This is a genomic window from Candidatus Spyradosoma sp. SGI.093 (genome assembly GCF_050314555.1).
Classification (GTDB): Bacteria; Verrucomicrobiota; Verrucomicrobiia; order Opitutales; family UBA953; genus Spyradosoma.
This window is the reverse complement of the sequence record NZ_JBNPNH010000002.1, coordinates 304077-326136: the sequence shown is the minus strand read 5'-3', so window position 1 is coordinate 326136 and position 22060 is coordinate 304077. Positions and strand designations below refer to the sequence as shown.

Genomic DNA, 22060 nt, shown 5'->3' with positions numbered 1-22060 from the left:
TTCGGCGGAATTTACGTTTTTTGAAAAGGCGTTCTTTCGGGTTTTACGAAAAACGTAATTCCCCGCGGGCGCGTTCCCGCGGCGCTTCAGAGCTTGAATCCCGAGCGTTGAAGCCTTCGACGCGCGTTCCCGCGCCGTGGCACGCTTTGTGCCTGTATCGCGCCCCAATGAAATTCAACTGGAAAGAAAAACGGGAGCGCGCGGCGTTCCTGGCGTTGGCGGACGGCACCGTGCTGCGCGGCTTCTCCGTCGGCGCGAAAAAGGACGCCGTCGGCGAAGTCGTCTTCAACACCGGCATGACCGGGTATCAGGAAATCCTCACGGATCCGTCCTACGCCGGGCAGTTCGTCACGCTGACGTCTCCCGAAATCGGGAATTACGGATGTTCCCCCGCCGACGCCGAGTCGCGGGGGTTGTTTTTGAACGGGCTCGTCGTGCACGAGCTCAACGCGCCCTCGAACTTCCGTTCCGAGGAATCGCTCGAAGATTATCTGTGCCGTGCGGGCGTTCCCGCGATCGCCGGCGCGGACACGCGCGCGCTCACGCTCATTCTGCGTTCCCGCGGGAATCAGAAGGCGTATCTGCACGTTTCCGACGAGCCCGTCTCCGAGGCGGAGGCGGTCGCCCGCGCCCGCGCCTGGGAAGGGCTCGACGGCCAGGACTACGCCTCGCGCGTGACGACGGACGCGCCCTACGCGTGGAGCGACGCGGGAACGTATCGCGTCGTCGCCTACGATTTCGGCGTGAAGCGCAACATTCTCCGCGGGCTCGCCGCGCACGACATGCGCGTGACCGTCGTTCCCGCCGCGACGCCGGCGGAGGACGTGCTCGCGATGCGCCCGGACGGCGTGTTTCTCTCGAACGGTCCCGCCGATCCTTCCGCCGTGAAATACGCTTCGGAAAACATCCGCCGCCTGCTCGGCAAGGTGCCGCTGATGGGCATCTGCCTCGGGCATCAGCTGCTCGGGCTCGCGTGCGGCGCGTCGTGTTCCCGCCTGAAGTTCGGGCATCACGGCTGCAATCATCCCGTGAAGGATCTGCTCACGGGCAAGGTCGAGATCACGAGCCAGAATCACAATTTCGCGCTGGACGCCGCGCTGCCGTCCGCGCTCGAGCTCACGCACGTCAATCTCAACGACGGCACGGTCGAGGGCGTCCGCCACAGGACGGAGCCCGCCTTCAGCGTGCAGTATCACCCCGAGGCGGCGCCCGGCCCGCACGACGCGTATCCGCTCTTCGAGCGTTTCCGCGAGCTGATGGCGCGCTGAAAAATTTTCCGGAAATTCTCTTTTTCAAATCATGCCGAAACGCACAGACATTCATAAAATTCTGCTCATCGGTTCGGGCCCGATCGTCATCGGGCAGGGCTGCGAATTCGATTATTCCGGGGTTCAGGCCTGCAAGGCGCTGAAGAGCGACGGCTTCGAGGTCGTGCTCGTCAATTCCAATCCCGCGACGGTCATGACCGATCCCGAGCTCGCGGACCGCACCTACATCGAGCCGCTCAACGCCGACATTCTTCACGAAATCATCCGGCGGGAACGCCCGGACGCGATTCTGCCGACGCTCGGCGGGCAGACGGCGCTCAATCTCGCGATGGAGCTCGCGGACAAGGGCGTGCTGAAGCGCTACGGCGTCGAGCTCATCGGCGCGAACGCGGACGCGATCCGGCGCGCGGAAGACCGTCTGCTCTTCAAGGAGACGATGCTTTCCATCGGGCTCGACCTGCCGCGCTCGGGCTCCGCGCACACGGAAAACGAGGCGCGCGCGATCGCGCGGACGATCGGCACGTGGCCGCTGATCATCCGCCCGGGATTCACGCTCGGCGGCACGGGAGGCGGTATCGCGCACGACGAGGCGGAGTTCGAGACCATCGTCCGCCGCGGGCTCGAGGCGAGCCTCAACAGCGAGGTGCTCATCGAGGAATCGCTGCTCGGCTGGAAGGAATTCGAGATGGAGGTCATGCGCGACAAGCGCGGGAACAGCGTCATCGTCTGCTCCATCGAAAACGTCGATCCCATGGGCGTGCACACGGGCGACTCGATCACGATCGCGCCGATTCAGACGCTCAGCGACCGCGAATACCAGGAAATGCGCGACGATTCGCTGCGCGTGCTCGCGGCGATCGGCGTCGAGACCGGCGGCTCCAACGTGCAGTGGGCGGTGAATCCGGAGACGGGGCGGCGCATCATCATCGAGATGAATCCGCGCGTGTCGCGCTCTTCCGCGCTCGCGTCGAAGGCGACCGGCTTCCCGATCGCGAAGATCGCCGCCAAGCTCGCCGTCGGCTACACGCTCGACGAGCTGCGCAACGACATCACGGGCTCCACGCCGAGCTGCTTCGAGCCCGCGCTCGACTACGTCGTCACCAAGGTGCCGCGCTTTACGTTCGAGAAGTTCCCGAACGCGGATTCCACGCTCGGCACGCAGATGAAGTCCGTCGGCGAGGCGATGGCGATCGGCCGCAATCTCAAGCAGAGCTTCCAGAAGGCGCTCCGCTCGCTCGAAATCGGACGCGCCGGATTCGGCGCCGACGGCAAGGACGAAAAATTCGAGAGCGCCGACGACGCGACGCTGCGCGCCGAGCTCGCGCGCCCGAGCGCCGAGCGCGTCTTTTACGTCCGCGCCGCGTTCCGCCGGGGCTGGAGCGCGGACGAAGTCTTCGAAATCACGAAGATCGACCGCTACTTCCTGCGCCACTTCGCCGAGCTCGCCGCGTTCGAGGACGAAATCGCCGCCGCGGGAACGCTCGACGCGCTCGAACGCGATCCCGCGCTTTTCCGCCAGATCAAGGAATTCGGCTATTCCGACCGCCAGATCGCGTTTCTGCTGAAGACGGACGAGGACGCCGTCCGCGCCGCGCGCGCGCGCATCGGGCTCGTTCCCGCGTTCGGTTCCGTGGACACCTGCGCGGGCGAGTTCGAGGCGCTCACGCCGTATTACTACAGCGCCTACGCCGATTCCGGCGAAGCGCCGCGCGATTCCGGCGGGAAGAAATCCGTCATGGTGCTCGGCGGCGGACCGAACCGGATCGGACAGGGCATCGAGTTCGACTACTGCTGCTGCCACGCCGCGTTCGCGCTCCGCAAGGCGGGATACGAGGTCGTCATGGTCAATTCCAATCCGGAGACGGTCTCGACGGACTACGACACGTCGGACAAGCTTTACTTCGAACCGCTCACGCTCGAGGACGTCATGCACGTCTACGAGCGGGAACGCTGCTGCGGCGTCATCGTGCAGTTCGGCGGGCAGACGCCGCTCAATCTCGCGCAGGCGCTGCGCCGCGCGGGAGCGAACGTCATCGGCACGAGCCCCGACGACATCGACCTCGCCGAAGACCGCGACTTCTTCAAGACGCTCGCCGCGCGCATCGGCATCCGCCAGCCTGAAAACGGCATCGCGCACAACGTCGAAGAGGCGCTCGCCGTCGCCGAAAAGATCGGCTACCCGCTGCTCGTCCGTCCGTCCTTCGTGCTCGGCGGGCGCGGCATGGTCATCGTTTACAAGGAAAAATATCTCCGCAAATTCGTCGAAGAGGCCGCCGCCGTCGCCGAAGGAAAGCCGATTCTCATCGACCGCTTTCTCGAGGACGCCGTCGAGCTGGACGTGGACTGCATCTCCGACGGCGAGACGACCGTCATCGGCGCCGTGCTCGAGCACGTCGAGCCCGCGGGCATTCACTCCGGCGACTCCGCGAGCGTCACGCCGCCGATGACGCTCCCGCCCGCCGTGCTCGAAAAAGTCCGCGAATACGCGCACGCCTTCGCGCGCGAGCTTCACGTCTGCGGGCTCATGAACATGCAGCTCGCCGTCAAGGACGGAGAGCTCTACATGATCGAGGTGAACCCGCGCGCCTCGCGCACGGTGCCCTTCGTCAGCAAGGCGATCGGCGTTTCGCTGCCCGGGCTCGCCGCGTTGTGCATGACGGGAAAGAAGCTCGGCGAGCTCGGCTTCACGCGCGAAGTGAGCCTGCCCTACGTCGCCGTGAAGGAAGCCGTGTTCCCGTTCGTGAAGTTCCCCGGCGTGGACGTCGTGCTCAGCCCGGAAATGAAATCGACCGGCGAAGTCATGAGCATCGACCGCGACCGCGGGATCGCGTATCTCAAGAGTCAGATCGCGGCGGGAAGTCGTCTGCCGCAGAGCGGGAACGTGTTTCTCTCCGTCAAGGACGCCGACAAGCCGAAGATCGTCGACGTCGCGCGGCGTCTCGTGGAGCTCGGATTCAAGCTCTACGCCACGCTCGGCACGGCGACGCTGCTCTACGATTCCGGGATCCGCGCGCGCGCCGTCTTCCGCATCTCCGACGGCAGACCGAACCTGCTCGACCTCGTCCGCGACGGCGAAATCCAGTGGATCGTCAACACGACCGAATCCGGCGCCGCCGCGATGGTGGACGAAATCCGGATGCGCTCGCAGGCGGTCGCTTCGGGCGTGCCGATCACGACGACGATCGCCGGCGCCTGCGCCGCGCTCGAAGGGCTGACGGACAAGCTCGAATTCGGACGCTTCGAAGTCTGCAGCCTGCAGGAATACCACCGCCACCTCGCGAAATGAACGCGTTCCCGCGGGAACAAAAACGCCGCCCGCCGACGCTTTCTCTTCGTTATGGAACGAGAGATCAAAGCATTGGAGGCGGCGCTGACCTGCGCCGGAAATTCTGAAGAGGCGCGGAAAATCGTCGCCGATTTCTGCCGCGCTCACGGAGGACCCCGCGCGCGGCGCGTGCTCGCGGAGCTGCTGCGCGCGGCGGGAAGACGCTGCGGCACGGCGTTCGCGCGGCGCGTTTACGAATATTGCCTGCGCGTGTTCGAGCTGTTCGGTCCGGAGCTTTCCGTCGAGCGCGAGGCGGCGCTTTTTACGGAGATCGACGCGCGGGCGGGCGCCCTCGTCGCGCGCGTTCCCGCGGAGGCGGAAGCGCTTTTCGCCGCGGAGCGTCGCGCCGTGCGCGAGGCCGTCGGCGCCATGCGGGAACGCGGCGATTTCCTGAACGCGATCCGCACGGAACGCGCGTGGGCGATTTACAACTTTTCGCTGTATTCGCGGATTTACGCGCGGCATTTCGGCAGGCTCGACTGCTCGCCGTTCCCGCTGGCGTTCGCGTCGGGCTCGCTGCTCTGCCTCACGCGCGCGGCGGCGTGAATGGCGCGGCAGGGGCAGGTGATGAAGTTATGGAGTTATGAGGTTATGAAGTGGTGAAGTTCATTGCGTTCGGCTTCGCCGAAAGGATTTCAAAAAATCTTTTTCGCGAAGCGAAAGTCAAATCACTTCATAACCTTCATAACCTCATAACTTCATCACTCCGCCGCTTTCACTTCGCGCGACTGAAGATCAGTACTCCCGAGGAGTTGTTCGAGGAGACGCCTTCCACGTCCGCCTTCAGCACGTAGGCGTCGAGGCTCGTGCGGAGCTGCTTCACTTCCAGCGTGTAGACGTTGTTCTGGTCGTCGTGTCCGGTCGTGCCGCGGTGCGCGTCTTCGGCGACGATCTTGTCGCCTTCGTAGAGGCGCACGCGCTTCACGACGAGCGCGCTGTCGCCGCTCTTCCAGCGGAACGTCGCCGTGAACGTTCCCGCCTTCATGATGTCGTCGGAGACGTCGAAGACGAGTTCCTTCGCGCCGTCGCGGATCGTCCACGGGCGGTCGTTGTTCACGGGAACGGAGAAGAGCTCGTCGGCGAGCGGCGCGAATTTCTTGAGCATGTTCTGCGCCTCGACGAGCGTCTTGCCCTCCGCCTTGGCGGTGTAGACGGGCTTGGTCGCCTTGCACCAGTCGTTCATCAGCGCGTTGATCTTGCCCTCGAGCGCGTCGAGCGCGGACCGGTCGCCGTTGAGCGCCTTCTTGTGGGCGTCGAAAAAGTAGCCCCAGCGGACGAGGTAGTAGTCCTTGAGCAGCCCGGAAAGCTGCCGGTGCGCGTAGTCGTTGAGCGAGCCGGGCTTGCCGCCCCAGCTGGTGAGCAGCGTCTTGAGCGCGCGCGCGGAATTTTCCTTCTCCGCCTTGCTTTTCCCCTTGGCGAGCGCCATCTGGTACATGCGGCCGAAACGCCACAGCGTGTGCGTCGCGAGCAGTCTGTCCGTGGACGCGATGAGGTCGAGAAACTGTTTCGAGCGCAGCTCGAACGCCTTTTTGTCGCCGGCGTCGTAGGCTTCCATCGCCTTCGCGAGCAGCGGGCGCGCGAGGTCGGACGCGAACTGCCGCCCGACGTCGCAGAGGTCCCAGCGGTACGTGGAAAGCGCGGCGAGCGCGGCGTCCTTTTCTCCGGCGCCGACGAGCAGGGCGAACGCCGCGCGGACGTCGTTGGGATTCCAATACACTTTTCCGGACGCCCAGGTGGACGCCTTCTGCGCGTTGCGGTTCGGGCGCGCGCTGATGATGGATTCCGTGCAGCCTTCCTGGTCCTGCGTCGGGCTGTACACGGAGCGTTCGAGGAGCTTCCACGCGCGGTTCACGGCGGGAACGTTCTTCCCGTAGCGGCGCAGCGCGTAGCCGTCGATCCACGTCGCGATTTCGGCGTCGTCCATGACGGTTTCGCGCGGCGTCCAGATGCGGTCGTAGAGCAGGTCGTAGGTGATCGGGTTGACTTCCGTGCCTTCGGGGATGAGACCGATGCCGACGAGCTTGTCGCTCCCGTCCGCGGTCGCCATGACGCCGATTTTTCCGAGCACCTTCAGCGAGCCGTAGAGTCCGTGGTTGCCGCCGAAGTTGGAGAGCTCGCACCACACCCACGGCGCGCCGTGGTAGCTGTAGCCGTGAGACGTTCCCGCGACCATGTCCTTGCACAGCGCGAGCACGACGCACTTGTCCTTGTCGAGCCCGCTCAGCAGCGTCGCCGACGGATTGCCGTGCCACGCCTGCAGCACCCAGACGCTGCCCGGAGACGCCTTCTGCATCGCCGTCTGCACGCATTTCGCCGCGTCCGCGACCGCGATCCCGCCGGATTTTCCGCCCTCGTGGAAGAGGTCGCCGCCGAACGCCTTCGCCTTCACGCCGTAAACTTTTTCGAGATTCTTGTACCAGACTTCGGCGACTTTGCTGAACGCGGGCGTCGTCGGGTCGAGCACGGCGGGGCGCAGGAAGCCGTCCACCCAATTTCCCTGCGGAATGATGCGGAGGCCTTCGAGTCTGCAGTGCTCGCCGAAATCGTGCGGCACGAGACCGACGAAGCCCTGCAGAATCGGCTCCATGCCGTAGTTGCGCATGTAGGAGACGATGAATTTGCCGAGCGCCGCCTCGCCGTCGATCTGGCTTTGCGTGAGCGGACCGCCGTGCCCTTCGAGATTGCCCATGTTCCACCACGCCGCGAACGCCGGGCTGGGAATGTAGGCGAAGATCTTTTCCTTCGGATAACCGAGCTCCGCGAGCGTGAGCTGCCAGACTTTTTCCAGTCCCGCCTGCACGAGCACGCGGTTCACGCCGTTGAGCGCCATGCGGTCGAGCTCGTTGCGCCATTCCGTCTTGCCCCAGAACGCCGAGGTGTACGACAGCGTGCAGTAATTGTAGGCGTAGCGCCATTCCCACGGCGTCTCCGCGGAAAATTCCTTCTGCTTCGCGGGAACGGCGGGCGCGAGCCGGTTCGCGCTCCAGCTCCACATGAGATTCTTCCCGTGCTTGAGATAGTAGCCGTAGCCGGCGGCGAGCTCGTTGAGCGTTCCCGCGGTGACGGAGACCGTCGGGCCGTTCGCGCGCACGCGGAAGCCCTTCTGCTTTTTGTCGAGCCTGAAGGAGACCGCCGGCTTCGCGGCAGCGGTCCTGGTCTTGCCCTTGGCGGGCTTCGGGGCGGAAGGACCGCCGTAGCGCTCGGCGAGTTTGGCGAGCTGCGCGGTCTGTTCTTCGGTCAGCGCGGCCGTCTGAGCGAAAAGCGTTCCCGAAAACGCGAGCGCGAGCGCGCCCGCCGCGATCCGGAGCGGCAAAGAGTCGAGTGAGGGGATTTTGAACATGCCGCGAGCTTACGCGATTTCCCGCTCAAAGACAATCGCGCGCTTCGCAGGAACGGTTTTTTTAGCCCGAAGCGTTCCCGCGCGGAAATCAGGACTCGGGGGCTGCGTCGGAGCCGTATTTCCTGTCTCGGGCGGCGTCCTCTTCGGCGACGCGGTCGAGCAGGTCGATGACCGACGCGCCCGCGGCGGCGCCCTTGTCCTCGACGAAGCGGTAGGCGGGCGTGTACTTCAGAATGACGCGGCGGGCTACTTCCATGCGCAGCGTCTTGCCGACGCGCTCGAAGAGCCGGCGCGCGGCGGCGCGTTCCTCGGCTCCGCCGATGACGGAATAAAACACGCGCGCCTCGCGCAGGTCGGACGAAATCTCGACGCAGGTGACGGTGATGCGGGCGCTTTCGCTCTGCCAGCGGCGGTGCAGCGTTTCGCTGATTTCGAGGCGGAGCAGTTCGTTGACGCGGACGGTTCGTTGGGACATTGTCGTTGAAATCCGATTACATGCCGAAGCATTCGAGCAGCCGCGCGAGATCGTCGTTCCCGTGGTACTCGATGATGATTTTTCCGGAAGTCTTTCCGTGCTTGACTTGCACCTTCGCGTGCAGACGCGAGCAGAGATTCTTTTCGATGTTGAAGATCTCCTGCGAAATCTCGCGCACGACGGGAACGTCCGCCTTGGCGGAGGCCGTCTTGCCTTCGCGGATTTTCTTCGCGAGCTTTTCGGCGTCGCGCACGCTGCATCCGGACTCGACGAAGCGCCGCGCGAGCAGCAGGCGCTCCATCTCGTTCTCGACGCCGAGCAGCACCTTCGCGTGGCCGACGCTGAGCTGACCCTTGCCGACGTAGCCCTGAATCTCGCGGTCGAGCGAGAGCAGGCGCAGCGCGTTGGCGACGGACGAACGCGCCTTGCCGATGCGCTCGGAAACCGCCTCCTGCGTCAGATTGAAGTCGCGCATCAGGCTGCCGATGCCGAAGGCTTCCTCGATCGGGTCGAGGTCTTCGCGCTGCAGATTTTCGATGAGCGTCATCGCCGCGCTGGAGGCGTCGCTCGCCTTCATCACGCGCGCGGGAATCGTCTTCATGCCGACGATGCGGCAGGCGCGCAGACGGCGCTCGCCGGCGATCAGCTGAAATTCGCCCTTCGCCTTTTCGCGCACGACGATCGGCTGCATGAGCCCCTCGGCGCGGATGGAGTCGGCGAGCTCGTCGAGCGCTCCGCCGTCGAAATTCTTGCGGGACTGGTTCGGCGAGGCGGAGACGGCGGCGATCGGGATTTCCCGGAACGGAGACGCGGGCGCGGATCCGGCGGCGGGCGGAATCGGCACCGCGGTCTTCGCCGCGGCGGGCGTTCCCGCGGGAGCGGCGGGCGCCGCGGGAACGGGCGCCGGAGCGGCGTTTCTGCGGAACGAAGCCTCCGCCGCCTTCTTCACGGCGGACTGCGAAATGATGTTGTTGACGCCTCTGCCGAGGCCGAATTTTTTCTTGGGCTGCGCCATGTTTTTTCCTTGTCCGAAAAGATGAAAAGCTCAGTCCGCCTGCGGGATCACGATTTCCTTGCCCGCGGGCAGCCGGTCGGGATTCAGACCGGGATTGACGTAAAGAATCCACGCGATCTTGGAACGCTGTTCCCGCGCGATCTTGGTCAGCGTGTCGCCGACGCGGATCTTGTATTGAATGCCGCTCGCGGGAAGATCCTTCGGCTCCGCCGTCGGCGCGGGCGTTTTCGGAGCGGATTTGGCGGCGGAATCGAGCGCCTCGTTGACCTGGCGGCGGAATTCCTTCAGCGCGGCGTTCGTCTCGGCGTTCGCGCGCGCGAGGCGCTTTTCGATTTCGGCGGACAGTTCGCGGCGGAGCGCTTCGAGCCTGCCGCCGAACTCGACGCGCAGCGCGGCGATTTCCGCTGCGAAATCGGCGCCCCGGTTTTTGGCGGATGCGCTCTTCTCCTGCAGCGCGGCGTTTTGTTCGCGGAGGTCTTCGACGTCCATGCGCAGACGGTTGACTTCGTCGCGCAGCGCGGTCACTTCCTCGATGAGCGCGGCGACCTGGCGCGCCGACGGCTGCTGTTGGGCGAAGAGCCCCTGCGGGAACGCCGCGGCGCAGAACGCCAAAAACGCAATTTTTGAAATCGTGAAAAATGAATTCGCCATGTTCTGCGGAGAGTATCCGCGAAGTGCCGCGCCTCCGCGAGAAAAATTTTGAGGCGGCGCGGGAACGCCCGGCGGGATTTTCCGGCGCCCTCAGCGCTCCAGAATCCAGAGCGGCTCCTTCTGCGAGAAGGCGAGGGCGTCCTCGAAGCGGATCCAGCGTTCGGCGGCGGAATCGCCCCAGGAATCGGAGACGCAGATTTCCTTCGTCTTCGCGTTGTAGCCGATGATGAGGCACATGTGCGCGTATTTGCGCAGCTCGCCCGAAATCTTGGGCACGGCCTGCCGGCGCAGCCCGCGCGCGAAGGCGGAAAAGTCCGCCGCGTCCTCTCGCGCGAGCGTGTTTTCGCGCAGGCGCGCCAGATACTCGGGCGCCGAAAACATGCACCACATCATCGGTACGCCTTTGTCCGCGCAGACTTTGATCTTCGAAAAATTCATCGGCACGGAGGCGAATTTCAGGCGGCTTTTTTTGACGACGGGAGCGAGGCCGCCGACGACTTCGCGGACGGACGTTCCGCCGCCGACGCCCGTTCCCGCGAGCTCGGCGATTTCGTGCATGTCCACATCGCCGACGCCGTAGTGGCGCAGCACGCGCTCGACCGTCGCGGGAACGCAGTAGCCCTTGCCGCCCTGGTCGATCATCGGCAGCCCGCCGATGAAGACGTCGCCGTTCGGGCGGCGCACGACGCTCTTGCGCACGTCCGCGTCCGCGCGGTCCGCCTTGCCCGAAAGCGTTTCCTTCAGCCCGGCGGCGGGAACGACGGAAACGCGGACGAATTCGTTTTCCTCCGCCTCGAGCACGAACGCCGTTTCGCCGCTTTTCCAGACGGAAACGCGGCGGCGCAGTTTGGAGGTTCCCGCGCGCCCGCGCGTCTCCTCGCCCAGCGGCGCCAGGCGTTCCCGCACGGCTTCGAAGCTCGCCTTCCAGCTTTTGCGGACGAACTTCTCCTTTTCGTCCGAGGACTTTCCGCTTTTGCTGCCGAAACCCTCGCGCGCCGCGGAATCGCCTTTGTTGAAGAACATGATCTCGATTTCGGCGAGCCGACCCTCGCGCGCGCGCGCCTTCGCCTCCTCCGCGGGAAGCCCGAGAATTTTTTCGCCGCGCAGATAGACGGAAAACAGCGTCTCGACGACCTTGTCGCCCGTCTCCGTCTTTTGGGCGCGGCGCCCCGCCCAAAGTCCGCCGGCGTCGAAAAGCGCCTCCGCGGGTTCGCCCCAGAATTTTTCCGCGGCGCGCGCGAACTCCGCCGCTTCGCGGGACGCGTCCTCGGCGGCTTCGGGCGCTTCCGGCACGGCGAGGCTTTCGACGGCGGGAACGCCGCACGCCGCCGCGAGCGCGCACGCGGCGAACGCGACGCGCCGCCGGAAGAAAATTTTTCGGGGGAACGCTTTCATCGTCCGCGAGTCTGCCTTTTCTCCCCGCGCCTGGCGACACAGAAAAAAGGTTAAGGGTCAAAGCTTAAAGAGAGCGCTCTGCGCGCGGGAGCGTTCTTCTTTTCCGGCGCGTTTTTGCGTTGAATCGGAGGCGGGGGAAGCGCAAAATTGCGGCAGTTATGGCAAAATCTACATCCAAATTCAAAACGATGGACGCGAACGAAGCCGTCGCTTCCGTCGCCTACAGACTCAGCGAGGTAATCGCGATTTACCCGATTACGCCTTCCTCCCCGATGGCGGAATCGTGCGACGAATGGTCGGCGAAGAAGATGCCCAATCTCTGGAACAATACCCCGAGCATCGAGCAGCTTCAGTCCGAGGCCGGCGTCGCGGGCGCCGTGCACGGCTCTCTGCTCGCGGGCGCGCTGACGACGACGTTCACCGCCTCGCAGGGCCTGCTGCTGATGATCCCCAACATGTACAAGATCGCCGGCGAGCTCATTCCGTTCACGATGCACGTGACGGCGCGCGCGCTTGCGACGAACGCGCTCTCGATCTTCGGCGACCACTCCGACGTGATGAGCTGCCGCTCGACGGGCTTCGTCATGCTCAACTCCACTTCCGGGCAGGAGGCGCAGGACATGGCGCTCATCGCCCACGCGGCTTCGCTCAAGTCGCGCGTGCCGTTCATGCACTTCTTCGACGGCTTCCGCACCTCGCACGAAGTCTCCAAGATTCAGACGCTTTCCGACGACGAAATCCGCGCCGTCATCGACGAAGAGGACATCGCCGCCTTCCGCGCCCGCGCCATGTCGCCGGAGCGCCCGAACGTCCACGGCACCGCGCAGAATCCGGACGTCTATTTCCAGGGCCGCGAAGCCGTCAACAAATACTACGACGCCGTTCCCGGAATCGTCCAGAACCTCATGGACAAGTTCGCGGAAGTCACCGGCCGCCAGTATCATCTTTATGACTACTACGGAGCTCCGGACGCGGATCGCGTCATCGTCTCCATGGGCTCGTCCTGCGAAACGATCGAAGAGACGATCGACGCGCTCAACGCGCAGGGCGCGAAGCTCGGCCTCGTCAAGGTCCGCCTGTTCCTGCCGTTCGACGCGGAAGCGTTCCTGAAGGCCGTTCCCGCGACGGCGAAGAGCCTCGCCGTGCTCGACCGCACGAAGGAACCCGGCTCGCTCGGCGAACCGCTGCTGCTCGACGTCTTCGCCGCCTACGCCGAATCCGGCAAGGCGATGCCGACCATCATCGGCGGCCGCTACGGCATCGGCTCCAAGGAATTCAACCCGGGCATGGTCAAGGCGATCTACGACGAGCTCGCCAAGCCCGCTCCGAAGAAACGCTTCACGATCGGCATCTACGACGACCTGACGCACACCTCGCTCGAATGGGACAACGCGTTCGACATCGAGGCGGACGACGTCAAGCGCGCGGTCTTCGTCGGCCTCGGCGCGGACGGCACGGTCGGCGCGAACAAGAACTCCATCAAGATCATCGGCGAACAGACGCCGAACTTCGCGCAGGGCTACTTCGTGTACGACTCCAAGAAGTCCGGCGCCTCGACGGTCTCCCACCTGCGTTTCGGCCCGCGTCCGATCCGTTCCGCCTACCTCATCCAGAAGGCGGGCTTCGTGGCGTGCTCGCAGTACGTCTTCATCGGCCGCCAGCCGATTCTGGAATACGCGATGCCGGGAGCGACGATTCTGCTGAACTCGCCGTTCGCGCCCGCGGAAACGTGGAAGCGCTTCTCCAAGGAATGGCAGGAGGAGATCATCGCCAAGAAGCTCCGCGTCTTCGTCATCGACGCTTCGAAGGTCGCCGCCGAATCCGGCATGAAGGGCCGCACGAACACCGTCATGCAGGCGTGCTTCTTCGCGCTCGCGAACATTCTCCCGAAGGACGAAGCCATCGCGCAGATCAAGAAGTCCATCGAAAAGACCTACGCCAAGAAGGGCGAGGAAGTCGTGCAGATGAACTTCAAGGCGGTGGACAACTCGCTCGCCAACCTGCATGAAATCGACGTTCCCGCGACGCCGGACGCCGACGCGAAGCCGCAGACGCTCCCGGAATACAAGGGCGCGCCGGAATTCTTCAAGCGCGTGCAGGCGATGATGATCGCGAACAAGGGCGACCTCATCCCGACCTCCGCGATGCCCGCGGACGGCAAGTTCCCCTCCGCGACGACGCGTTTCGAAAAGCGCGACCTCGCCGACCAGATTCCCGTCTGGAATCCGGAACTCTGCATTCAGTGCAACAAGTGCGTGACGATCTGTCCGCACGCCGCGATCCGCGCGAAGTTCTACCCGGAAGCGCTCAAGGCGGGCGCCCCCGAAACCTTCAAGGGCGTGCCCTTCAAGGCGAAGGACTTCCCGGGAACGCTGTTCACCATCCAGGTCGCTCCGGAAGACTGCACGGGCTGCACGATCTGCACGCACGTCTGCCCCGGCAAGGACAAGAACGATCCGACGCGCCACGCGCTCATGATGGCGCCCCAGCCGCCGCTGCGCGAAGCCGAGGCGAAGAACTGGGACTTCTTCATGGATCTTCCCGATCCGGACCGCACGAAGCTCGGCAACACGATCCGCGACTCGCAGTTCATGACGCCGCTCATCGAATTCTCCGGCGCCTGCTCCGCGTGCGGCGAAACGCCCTACATCAAGCTGATGACGCAGCTCTTCGGCGACCGCACCTACATCGCCAACGCCACCGGCTGCTCCTCGATTTACGGCGGCAACCTGCCCACGACGCCTTACTCCGTCAATAAGGACGGCCGCGGCCCGGCCTGGGCGAACTCGCTGTTCGAAGACAACGCCGAATTCGGCCTCGGCATGCGCTACGCGATCGACAAGAAGACCGAAATCGCGCGCCAGGCTCTCGCCGAAGCCGCGGGAACGGTCGGCGAAGAACTCGCCAAGGCGATTCTCGAAGCGCCGCAGACCACCGAAGCCGACATCGCCGCGCAGCGCGAACGCGTCGCCGAGCTGAACAAGAAGCTCGAAGCCGCGGGAACGCCGGAAGCCAAGCGCCTCGCCGCGCTCTCCGAATTCCTCGTCAAGAAGAACGTCTGGATCGTCGGCGGCGACGGCTGGGCGTACGACATCGGCTACGGAGGACTCGACCACGCGATCGCCTCGGGCAAGAACATCAAGATTCTCGTCCTCGACACGGAAGTCTATTCCAACACGGGCGGACAGATGTCCAAGTCCACCTCGATCGCGGCGGTCGCGAAATTCGCCGCGGCGGGCAAGAAGCTCCCGAAGAAGGACCTCGCGCAGATCGCCGTGCAGTACGGCCACGTTTACGTCGCGCGCGTCTCGCTCGGCTACAAGGACACGCAGGTGCTCCAGGCCATGAAGGAAGCCGAAGCCTACGACGGCCCGGCGATCATCATCGCCTACGCGCACTGCATCGCCCACGGCTACCGTAACCTCGCGGACGGCACGGCGCACCAGAAGGTCGCGGTCGAATCCGGCTACTGGCCGATCTTCCGCTACAATCCGGCGAACATCGCGCTCGGCAAGAATCCGTTCACGCTCGACACGCCCGTGCCGAAGACCGCGCTTCAGGACTTCATGAACCTCGAAACGCGATTCAAAGGTCTGCAGCGCGCGAACCCGGCGCACGCCGCCGAGCTCTACGCGAAGGCGCAGGAGGAAATCTCCAATCGATTCCACTACTACCAGGAATCGAAGAAGGCCTACGAACCGGCCCCGAAGGCGGAATAATCCTCCGCTTCCGCGACAAGAAAGCCGTTCCCGCTCCCCGCGGGAACGGCTTTTTCGTTTTCAGTGCTCACGGAGATCCGCGGGAACGCGGAACCGCGAATTTCGCGAAATCCGCAGACGCAAATTCTCCCGCCAAGACGCCAAGGCGCAAAGAAAAACCGAGAAGTCAAAAAAAGTTTTAAAGGGGAAAGGCGGCATGGCTCCACGCTTTGCTTACCTGCCGCTTCCTCGAAATCCGCAGACGAAAACTTTTTCAACAGGGATTACGGGGATTTTAAGGGATTTTCTTTCTTTTGCGGGAACGCGTCTTGGGGGCGAAGGCATTCCTGCCTTCGATCGTGAGGCGCAGTATTGTCCGCAGACGCAAACTCCTTTTTCTTGACCACGGAAGCTCACGGAAATCTCCACGGAAAAGCGCCGAAACGCCGCTTCCTCGAAACCGCCGCGCGTTTCCGTGAGCCTCCGTGAGGATTTCCGTGAGTTTCCGCGGCTAAAAAATCCTCGAGGATTTCTCCCCCAGAGCATTGGTTTTACAGGCGTTCTCGCGGGGGAATCCGACGCGTTCGCGAAAATCCTTCTCCGCCACGCGTTTCTTGGCTTCACTCCGACGACGGCGAAGCGTAGGCTTGGCGCAATGAATCTTTTTTCGGCATACGCGCTCACGGGCGGCGTCTTCTGCGCGGCGGGAGCGGCGCTCTTCTTCGCGGAAACGCGTCTCGCGCCCGCGCTGACCGCGTTTCCGCGTTCCCGCGCCGCGGGCAATCTGCTCTGGGCGGCGGCGCTCGCGTGGTTCGCGTATCACCTCGCGACGATCGGCGAAGTCGATCTGGCGGGCTTCCCGCGCTGGAGCTTCTTCGTGCTCTTCGGCGGGGCGGGCGTGCTCGCGTTCAGATTTCTCGCGGACCTTCTGCCGCTGCGCGCGCTTGCGGTGCTGACGCTCTTCGTCTGCAACGAGCTGCTCAAAATCGGTTTCGGGCAGACGCCGCGCTCGTGCGTGCTCGCGGGAACGGCGTATCTGCTGATCGTCGGCGCGCTCTGGGTCGGCGCCGCGCCTTACGTGCTGCGCGACGCGCTCGCGTTTTCGACGCGCACGCCCGGGCGTTCCCGCGCAGTCGGCGGCGCGCTGCTGCTGCTCGGCGCCGCGAATCTCTCCTCGCTCCTTTTTTTCTGAAATGACCATGGAAACATTCCGCTCCAAACCGATTCTGCTGCTGGTCTCCGGTCCCGCCGGAAGCGGGAAGACCACGCTCTGCGACCGCATGCTCGAAGCGTTCCCGCGGGAACTTTCCCGCGCCGTCACGTGCACGACGCGCGCGCCGCGCGGAACCGAACGCCACGGCGTCGATTACTTTTTTCTTTCTCACGAAGAATTCGAATCGGGCGTCGCGCGCGGCGACTTTCTCGAACACGCGCACGTGCATTCCAACCGCTACGGCGTGCGCCGCGCGCAGGTCGAATCCATTCTCGCCGAAGGGAAGAACGTCCTGCTCAATCTCGACGTGCAGGGCGCCGCGACCGTGCGCCGCATCGCGACGGAAAACGCGCTCGTCCGCGACGCGCTCGTCTCCGTGTTCATCATGCCGCCGAGCGTCGAGGAGCTCCGCGCGCGCCTGACCGGACGCGGCACCGACGCCCCCGACGAAATCGAACGCCGCATGCGCGTCGCGCTCGACGAGATGCCGCGCTGGCGCGAATACGACTACTGCCTCGTCTCCGGCGACCGCGAGGCCGACTTCGCCCGCATCCGCGCGATCTACGCCGCGGCGAAAATGCGCGTCTGACGCGCCTCGCCTTCCCGCTCTGTCGCGTTCCCGTGCGCCGCATCCGCGGGAACGGCGCTCGTGACAAAAAACGTTCCCGCGAAACGAATCGCGGGAACGCTTTTTTTGGGTCGGGTGTACCTGACCGACGTCAGTACACGTCCTTCTGGTAGCGGCCTTCCGCCTTGAGCGCCTTCAGCTTGTCCGCCGCGCCCGCGTCGTCGAGCCCGCCGTGCGTCTTGAAGATTTCGAGCAGGGCGGCTTCGACGTCCTTCGCCATGCGCTTGGCGTCGCCGCAGATGAAGAAATAGCCGCCTTCGTCGTTGAGCCATTTCCAGACTTCGGCGCCGGCCTCGCGGATTTTGTCCTGAACGTAAATCTTGTAGTCCTGGTCGCGGGACCACGCGCAGTCGAGGCGCGTGAGCAGCCCGTCGGCGAGCGCCTTTTCCCATTCCGCCTGGTAGAGGAAGTCGGTCTTGACGCGCTGGTCGCCGAAGAAGAGCCAGTTCTTGCCCTTAGCGCCCTGCGCGGCGCGGTCCTGCACGAAGCTGCGGAACGGCGCGATGCCCGTTCCCGGGCCGACCATGATCATCGGCGCGTTCAGATCCGCCGGCGGACCGAAGTGCGAGTTCGCGACGAAGACGGGCAGGGCGGGCGCGCCCACGGGCGCGTATTCGCCGAGGAACGTCGAGCAGACGCCGTCGCGCGCGCGGCCGTTCGTCTCGTAGCGGACGACGGCGACCGTCAGGTGCACCTTGTCCTTGCCGACGAAGCGCGGGGACGAGGAGATCGAATACAGACGCGGCGCGAGCTTGCGGAGCTGTTCCGCGAACGCCTGCGCGTCGCACTTCACGGACGGGAATTCCTCGCCGAGGTCGAGCACGTGGCGCGCGTCGATCCACGCCTTCTGCGCGACGGGATCGGCGTTGCCGAGCACTTCGGCGAGCTTCGCCTTGTCGCAGTCGCACGCGGCGTTGTCGTGCACGAACTGCACGAATTTCTTGGTGATCGCGCCGAGCGCGAGCTCCGTCGTCAGCGCGGCGCGCAGCGTGGTCGCGGCGGTCGCCTTCGGGAGCGTGACGCTCTCGTCGCCCGTGAACTTGTAGGCCTTCAGCACGGCGTCGACGAGCTTGTCCGCGTTGCGCGGATACACGCCGAGCGAGTCGCCGGACTTATAGACCAGGCCGCTGTCGCCGAGATCGATTTCGAGGTGGACGGTCTCCTTCTGCGATTCGGGAGCGTTCGCGCGGGAACGCACGGCGAGCGTCGCGAGATAGGGATTCGTCTTGGAATAAGGACACGTAGTTTCTTCTGCCATGTTTTTTAGGAGTTAAATTTTGACGGGTTCAAATGCATGAAATGCGACGGCGATTCTGCGCCTCTTCGCCGCGTTTCGCGAGAAAAAAGCGAGGACGTCCGCGGGGATTTGACGGGCGCGGTAAAATCTCCTTGTGCCGATTCCGGATTTTCCGCGGCTCCTTGTTTCACCCCTTAAAACACAATCCCCATGAAAAACACGATATTCCGTTCCCGCAGATTCTTCTTCCGCGCCTCCGCGTTCGCCGCGGTCGCGCTTCCCTTCGCCGCAGCGCTCGCGCCGTCCGCCCGCGCGGAGGAGGTTTGGGTTCCGGGCGCGAGCATGGCCGGCGGCTATATCGACGTCAACAAGTCCGGAAACATCTACACCGGTCCGGATTCCATGATGTGCTGGGCGGCGACGGCGTCGAACGTCATCGCGTGGTGGCAGTCCAAGGCGGCCGCGTCGGCGATTCCCGCGGGAACGCCGCGCACGCAGGCGGAGATTTACAAGGCGTTCACGGATTCCTTCAAGAACGTCGGACGCGGCACGGACGTCGCTTGGGAGTGGTACTTCGGCGGCTGCAATCTTGTGGCGAGCAACTACGAGAACGATTTTAAGGTCGAGGACCCCAAAACGAGCAGCGGTCGTTACTGGGAAGACTATGTGAATGAAACCTGCGGTTGGACGAACGAAGGTCTGCCGAGCTGGATTAAATTCGGCAATCTCGCGGATGTGTCCGACGATCAGCGCTACGCTAAGGACGCCGCGGGCGTGCTCGCCGACATGCTCGCGACGGGCCCCGTCGCGCTTTCGATCGCCTACGGGAACGACTCCAATTATGCTTCCGGGCACGCGATCACGCTTTGGGGCATAGAATATGACGGCGAGCTTCTCACAAAGATTTACGTCACGGATTCCGACGACTACAAGGCAAATGAGCTCATCTCATGCGCCGTGACACCTGTCGAAACGCCCGTCGACGCGAGTTCGGACGGCAAGACGCCCGCATGGACGAAAAATTCCTACACGATCTATTTGGGCGGGACGGCGACGCTCTCGAGCTGGAGCGCGCTCGCTCTTCCCGTTCCCGTGCCGGAGCCGTCGGCGTTCGCCTTGCTCGCGGGCTTGGGCGCGCTGGCGCTCGCGGGAACGCGCCGCAGACGGAAGAAGGCCTAACGAGAAAGCTTAACGTCCGCGTCTCCGTCGCGGGACGTGCGGTCGTCGCGCGGCGAAAATGTGTCTTCGGAAAATCGTCCGCCGCGGGAACGAAGGCAGGAATGCTTTCGCCCCCGAAACGGCGTTCCCGCGAATCTCCGTTTTTCTGTTTCTTCGTTCCTCTGTGTTTAAACGAAGAGCTTAAAGGTTAAAGATTAAAGGGAAGTTTGTGTCCGCGGATTTCGGGGGCGACCGAGACGGTCGCCCTCCTTTGCGTTCCCGCAAAAAAAATCCCTTAAAATCCCCGCAATCCCTGTTGAAGATTTGCTTTCGCGATTTCTCCGCGTACCGCGGAAAAGCGCGGGCGGCGGGCTCAGGCGAGCACGAAGTGGTGCTCGCGTTCGAGCCAGGCTTCGAGTCGGCGCGTGTGGTGCGCGACGTCGCGCGGATCGCATTCGAGCGCGTCGAGCGGCGTCTTCAGAATCGCGGCGACGCTCTCGCGGTCGTCGAAGGCGGAATTCTCGAACCAGTCCTCCTTGACGGGATAGCCGGTTTCGCGCGCGAGCGTCCACAGCGCCTTCAGATACGCCGCTTCCGCGTTGGGTTTTTCGCCGAAGGCGCGGAAGGCGTTGGCGCAGAGCGCGAAGACGGCGTCGGCGGCGTCCGACGGGAACGCGTTTTTCGCGAGCACGGACGCGAGTTTGCTGGCGCAGACGAGGGCGGCGTAGTTGCCGGAAATTCCCGAATTGCGGCGCACGACGCGGTATTCCTTCGCGAAGCGCGGCGCGTCCTCGGCGCCCGCCTTAGGCTTGTCCAGCAGGATTTCCGCCTCGTCGAACAGGTCGGGCACGCAGGTCGTCTTGTTCTTGCCCGCGATGCGCACGAGACACGTCTGCGCGCCGTGTTCCCGCGTGAGAACGACGACGCGCCAGAATTTTTCGCCGTGAACGGCGCGATCGAGAATGAAGCCGGAAAACTGTTTCGCCTTTTCCGGCATTTATTTCGCCTTTTTGACGTCCTCGACGGGAATGCTCAGGAAGAACAGCGTCTGCGAGTTCGGCGTGCCTTCGTAGAGCACGCCGATGCGCGTTCCCTTTTCGTCCGTGAACGCGGTCGAGGAATATCCGGCGCACTGGCGTTCGTCGTAGAGCAGGCCGCTGCTCCACGTCTTGCCGAAATCCTTGGAATATTTCAGCGTCATGCGGCTGCGGTTGCCGGCGTTCGGGTTCGAGAAGAACCATTCCTTGCCGTTGGAGAGGAGCGCCGCCTGGCAGCCGCCCGGCTGACGCAGATTGCCCTTCGCGCCGCGGGCGAGGTTTTCGTCGATGACCCATTCCGTCGTCGAATCGAGCTTTTTGAGAATGCTGCCCGTGCGGCCCCAGCCGTGGTTCGTGCGCGTGTTGAGCGCGATCGCGCCGTTCTTCATCTCGACGCAGGTCGATTCCGAGCCGCCGAACGGCGAGCCCTTCGTGGACTGCCAGGTCTTGCCGCCGTCCTTGGAATAGACGAGCAGGCCGCGGCTCGCGCCTTCGCCTTCCGTCTTGGAATTGTCCGCGTTGCGGATCCACACCTGCGCGGGGAAGACGAGCGTGCCGTCCTTCATGCAGATGCCCGCGCCGGGCCCCTGGAAGAGCGAGCCCCAGTTCTTCGTATCGGGGGCGCCGAGGCGCTTCACGCTTTCGGTGATGTTGATCGGCTTGCTCCAGGTCTTGCCGTCGTCGGAGGATTTCACGAGAATCATCTGCGAGCAGTTCGCGGGATCGGTCGTTCCCGCGCGGCTCGTCCAGATCGGGTGGCCGCACTTGCCGGCGTTGAGCCCGGCGATCCAGATTTCGCCGTTCGCGTCGTTCACGAGAATGCCCGGGTCGCCGACGCCGTTGCCGTTGCCGAGAGCCTTGTGCGCGATGGCGACCGTCGTCGGCGTCCACGTCTTCCCGCCGTCGGTCGAGCGGCTCACGCCCACGTCGATGTTCGCGGGAAGGTCGCCGGCGTGATTGTAGCGGATGTCGTAGGTCGCGATCAGCGTTCCCGTCTTCGGGTTGCGCGCGAGCGCGGGAATGCGGTAATTCTTCGAGCCGAGGTCGCCGGGCTTCGCCACGCAGTAGCCGATGCGCTGTTCGGTCTTCGCGTCCCTGACGCTCTGCACGCGCGAGTTGACCGTCAGCCCCGTGACGGCGAGCGCGAGCTTGCCCGTGATGTCCGCGTCCTTCTTCAGCTGAACGCTGACCCAAAGCTCCTCGCCGCCGGAAAGTTTCCGCTTGCCCGAGACGGTGAGCTTCGGCGCGCCCGTGACCTTCGCGGAGCCGAATTTCTCGCCCGCCTTGCCGACCGAGTTGCCGCCGAAATACACGTCCACGCTCGCCACGTCGCGGATTTTCGTCGTTCCCGTGAGGTCGATCTGCACGCCGCTCAGCGTCTCGCCGTCGGAGGTGAGCGCGAGCTTCAGCACCGGGTTGTAGTCCATGCGCGCCATGACGGGCCAGACGTTCGTTTCCGGCTTGGCGTTGACGGCGGCGAGCGCGTCGAACGTTCCCGCGAAGATGAACGCGGCGACGGAGATTTTCGTGAGGAGGGAGGGGATTTTTCGGAGGTTCATAAATCGGATTTTCGTTGGATTTTTACTGCGGCAGACTTTAACGGCGCGCGCGCGAAGATGA

Annotated in this window: 15 protein-coding genes; 7 read left to right on the top strand and 8 right to left on the bottom strand. The window is 64.3% G+C overall.

What is annotated here, in order from left to right:
- Positions 1–167 precede the first annotated feature (167 nt).
- Genes carA through ACQREB_RS03425 form a run of 3 tightly spaced genes read left to right on the top strand, consistent with a single transcriptional unit; the run spans position 168 to position 5139 of the window.
- On the top strand, positions 168–1268 hold the full coding sequence (gene carA / locus ACQREB_RS03435) for a glutamine-hydrolyzing carbamoyl-phosphate synthase small subunit (RefSeq protein ID WP_427765316.1): 1101 nt from the start codon (positions 168–170) through the stop codon (positions 1266–1268).
- Between the two features lie 31 nt (positions 1269–1299).
- Positions 1300–4554: a carbamoyl-phosphate synthase large subunit gene (gene carB / locus ACQREB_RS03430; protein ID WP_427765313.1), complete on the top strand. Its 3255-nt coding sequence runs from the start codon at positions 1300–1302 to the stop codon at positions 4552–4554.
- Positions 4555–4605: 51 nt separating this feature from the next.
- Positions 4606–5139 (top strand): hypothetical protein, encoded by a 534-nt coding sequence (locus tag ACQREB_RS03425; RefSeq protein ID WP_427765311.1) that lies wholly within the window; start codon positions 4606–4608, stop codon positions 5137–5139.
- Positions 5140–5308: 169 nt separating this feature from the next.
- Here the strand turns inward: ACQREB_RS03425 and ACQREB_RS03420 are convergent, their stop codons facing one another.
- The 5 genes from ACQREB_RS03420 to ACQREB_RS03400 form a co-directional block, all read right to left on the bottom strand.
- Complete coding sequence (locus tag ACQREB_RS03420; protein ID WP_427765309.1) at positions 5309–7933, bottom strand: alpha-N-acetylglucosaminidase TIM-barrel domain-containing protein; 2625 nt, start codon at positions 7931–7933, stop codon at positions 5309–5311.
- Between the two features lie 88 nt (positions 7934–8021).
- Positions 8022–8408, bottom strand: coding sequence for a ribosome-binding factor A (locus ACQREB_RS03415; protein WP_427765306.1), 387 nt, complete (start codon positions 8406–8408; stop codon positions 8022–8024).
- A gap of 16 nt (positions 8409–8424) precedes the next feature.
- On the bottom strand, positions 8425–9423 hold the full coding sequence (locus ACQREB_RS03410) for a ParB/RepB/Spo0J family partition protein (protein ID WP_427765304.1): 999 nt from the start codon (positions 9421–9423) through the stop codon (positions 8425–8427).
- Between the two features lie 30 nt (positions 9424–9453).
- Positions 9454–10074, bottom strand: coding sequence for a LysM peptidoglycan-binding domain-containing protein (locus ACQREB_RS03405; RefSeq protein ID WP_427765301.1), 621 nt, complete (start codon positions 10072–10074; stop codon positions 9454–9456).
- Between the two features lie 90 nt (positions 10075–10164).
- The gene (locus ACQREB_RS03400) at positions 10165–11469 is read right to left on the bottom strand and encodes a hypothetical protein (RefSeq protein WP_427765299.1); all 1305 of its coding nucleotides are present in this window, start codon (positions 11467–11469) and stop codon (positions 10165–10167) included.
- 158 nt (positions 11470–11627) lie between these two features.
- On the opposite strand from ACQREB_RS03400, the gene nifJ reads away from it, so the two are divergent.
- The 3 genes from nifJ to gmk all read left to right on the top strand — a co-directional run bounded on the left by nifJ (position 11628) and on the right by gmk (position 16969).
- Positions 11628–15188, top strand: coding sequence for a pyruvate:ferredoxin (flavodoxin) oxidoreductase (gene nifJ / locus ACQREB_RS03395; protein ID WP_427765297.1), 3561 nt, complete (start codon positions 11628–11630; stop codon positions 15186–15188).
- 634 nt (positions 15189–15822) lie between these two features.
- Positions 15823–16359, top strand: coding sequence for a hypothetical protein (locus ACQREB_RS03390; protein WP_427765296.1), 537 nt, complete (start codon positions 15823–15825; stop codon positions 16357–16359).
- Between the two features lies 1 nt (position 16360).
- The gene (gene gmk, locus ACQREB_RS03385; RefSeq protein ID WP_427765293.1) at positions 16361–16969 is read left to right on the top strand and encodes a guanylate kinase; all 609 of its coding nucleotides are present in this window, start codon (positions 16361–16363) and stop codon (positions 16967–16969) included.
- A 130-nt stretch (positions 16970–17099) separates the two neighbouring features.
- Here the strand turns inward: gmk and ACQREB_RS03380 are convergent, their stop codons facing one another.
- On the bottom strand, positions 17100–18266 hold the full coding sequence (locus ACQREB_RS03380) for a diflavin oxidoreductase (protein ID WP_427765291.1): 1167 nt from the start codon (positions 18264–18266) through the stop codon (positions 17100–17102).
- Positions 18267–18455: 189 nt separating this feature from the next.
- Between ACQREB_RS03380 and ACQREB_RS03375 the strand changes: the two genes are divergently transcribed.
- On the top strand, positions 18456–19424 hold the full coding sequence (locus tag ACQREB_RS03375) for a PEP-CTERM sorting domain-containing protein (protein ID WP_427765289.1): 969 nt from the start codon (positions 18456–18458) through the stop codon (positions 19422–19424).
- Between the two features lie 352 nt (positions 19425–19776).
- Here the strand turns inward: ACQREB_RS03375 and ACQREB_RS03370 are convergent, their stop codons facing one another.
- A complete protein-coding gene (locus tag ACQREB_RS03370) occupies positions 19777–20400 on the bottom strand; it encodes a hypothetical protein (protein WP_427765286.1) in 624 nt (207 codons plus the stop codon).
- On the bottom strand, positions 20401–21999 hold the full coding sequence (locus ACQREB_RS03365; RefSeq protein ID WP_427765284.1) for an exo-alpha-sialidase: 1599 nt from the start codon (positions 21997–21999) through the stop codon (positions 20401–20403).
- Positions 22000–22060: the final 61 nt, after the last annotated feature.

Bases quoted from the DNA above. Each gene is read 5' to 3' on its own strand.
- ACQREB_RS03420 (WP_427765309.1), bottom strand. From the start codon at position 7,933: ATGTTCAAAATCCCCTCACTCGACTCTTTGCCGCTCCGGATCGCGGCG.
- gmk (WP_427765293.1), top strand. From the start codon at position 16,361: ATGACCATGGAAACATTCCGCTCCAAACCGATTCTGCTGCTGGTCTCC.
- ACQREB_RS03400 (WP_427765299.1), bottom strand. From the start codon at position 11,469: ATGAAAGCGTTCCCCCGAAAAATTTTCTTCCGGCGGCGCGTCGCGTTC.
- ACQREB_RS03390 (WP_427765296.1), top strand. From the start codon at position 15,823: ATGAATCTTTTTTCGGCATACGCGCTCACGGGCGGCGTCTTCTGCGCG.
- ACQREB_RS03405 (WP_427765301.1), bottom strand. From the start codon at position 10,074: ATGGCGAATTCATTTTTCACGATTTCAAAAATTGCGTTTTTGGCGTTC.
- carB (WP_427765313.1), top strand. From the start codon at position 1,300: ATGCCGAAACGCACAGACATTCATAAAATTCTGCTCATCGGTTCGGGC.
- ACQREB_RS03365 (WP_427765284.1), bottom strand. From the start codon at position 21,999: ATGAACCTCCGAAAAATCCCCTCCCTCCTCACGAAAATCTCCGTCGCC.
- ACQREB_RS03375 (WP_427765289.1), top strand. From the start codon at position 18,456: ATGAAAAACACGATATTCCGTTCCCGCAGATTCTTCTTCCGCGCCTCC.
- ACQREB_RS03380 (WP_427765291.1), bottom strand. From the start codon at position 18,266: ATGGCAGAAGAAACTACGTGTCCTTATTCCAAGACGAATCCCTATCTC.
- carA (WP_427765316.1), top strand. From the start codon at position 168: ATGAAATTCAACTGGAAAGAAAAACGGGAGCGCGCGGCGTTCCTGGCG.
- ACQREB_RS03370 (WP_427765286.1), bottom strand. From the start codon at position 20,400: ATGCCGGAAAAGGCGAAACAGTTTTCCGGCTTCATTCTCGATCGCGCC.
- ACQREB_RS03425 (WP_427765311.1), top strand. From the start codon at position 4,606: ATGGAACGAGAGATCAAAGCATTGGAGGCGGCGCTGACCTGCGCCGGA.
- nifJ (WP_427765297.1), top strand. From the start codon at position 11,628: ATGGCAAAATCTACATCCAAATTCAAAACGATGGACGCGAACGAAGCC.
- ACQREB_RS03415 (WP_427765306.1), bottom strand. From the start codon at position 8,408: ATGTCCCAACGAACCGTCCGCGTCAACGAACTGCTCCGCCTCGAAATC.
- ACQREB_RS03410 (WP_427765304.1), bottom strand. From the start codon at position 9,423: ATGGCGCAGCCCAAGAAAAAATTCGGCCTCGGCAGAGGCGTCAACAAC.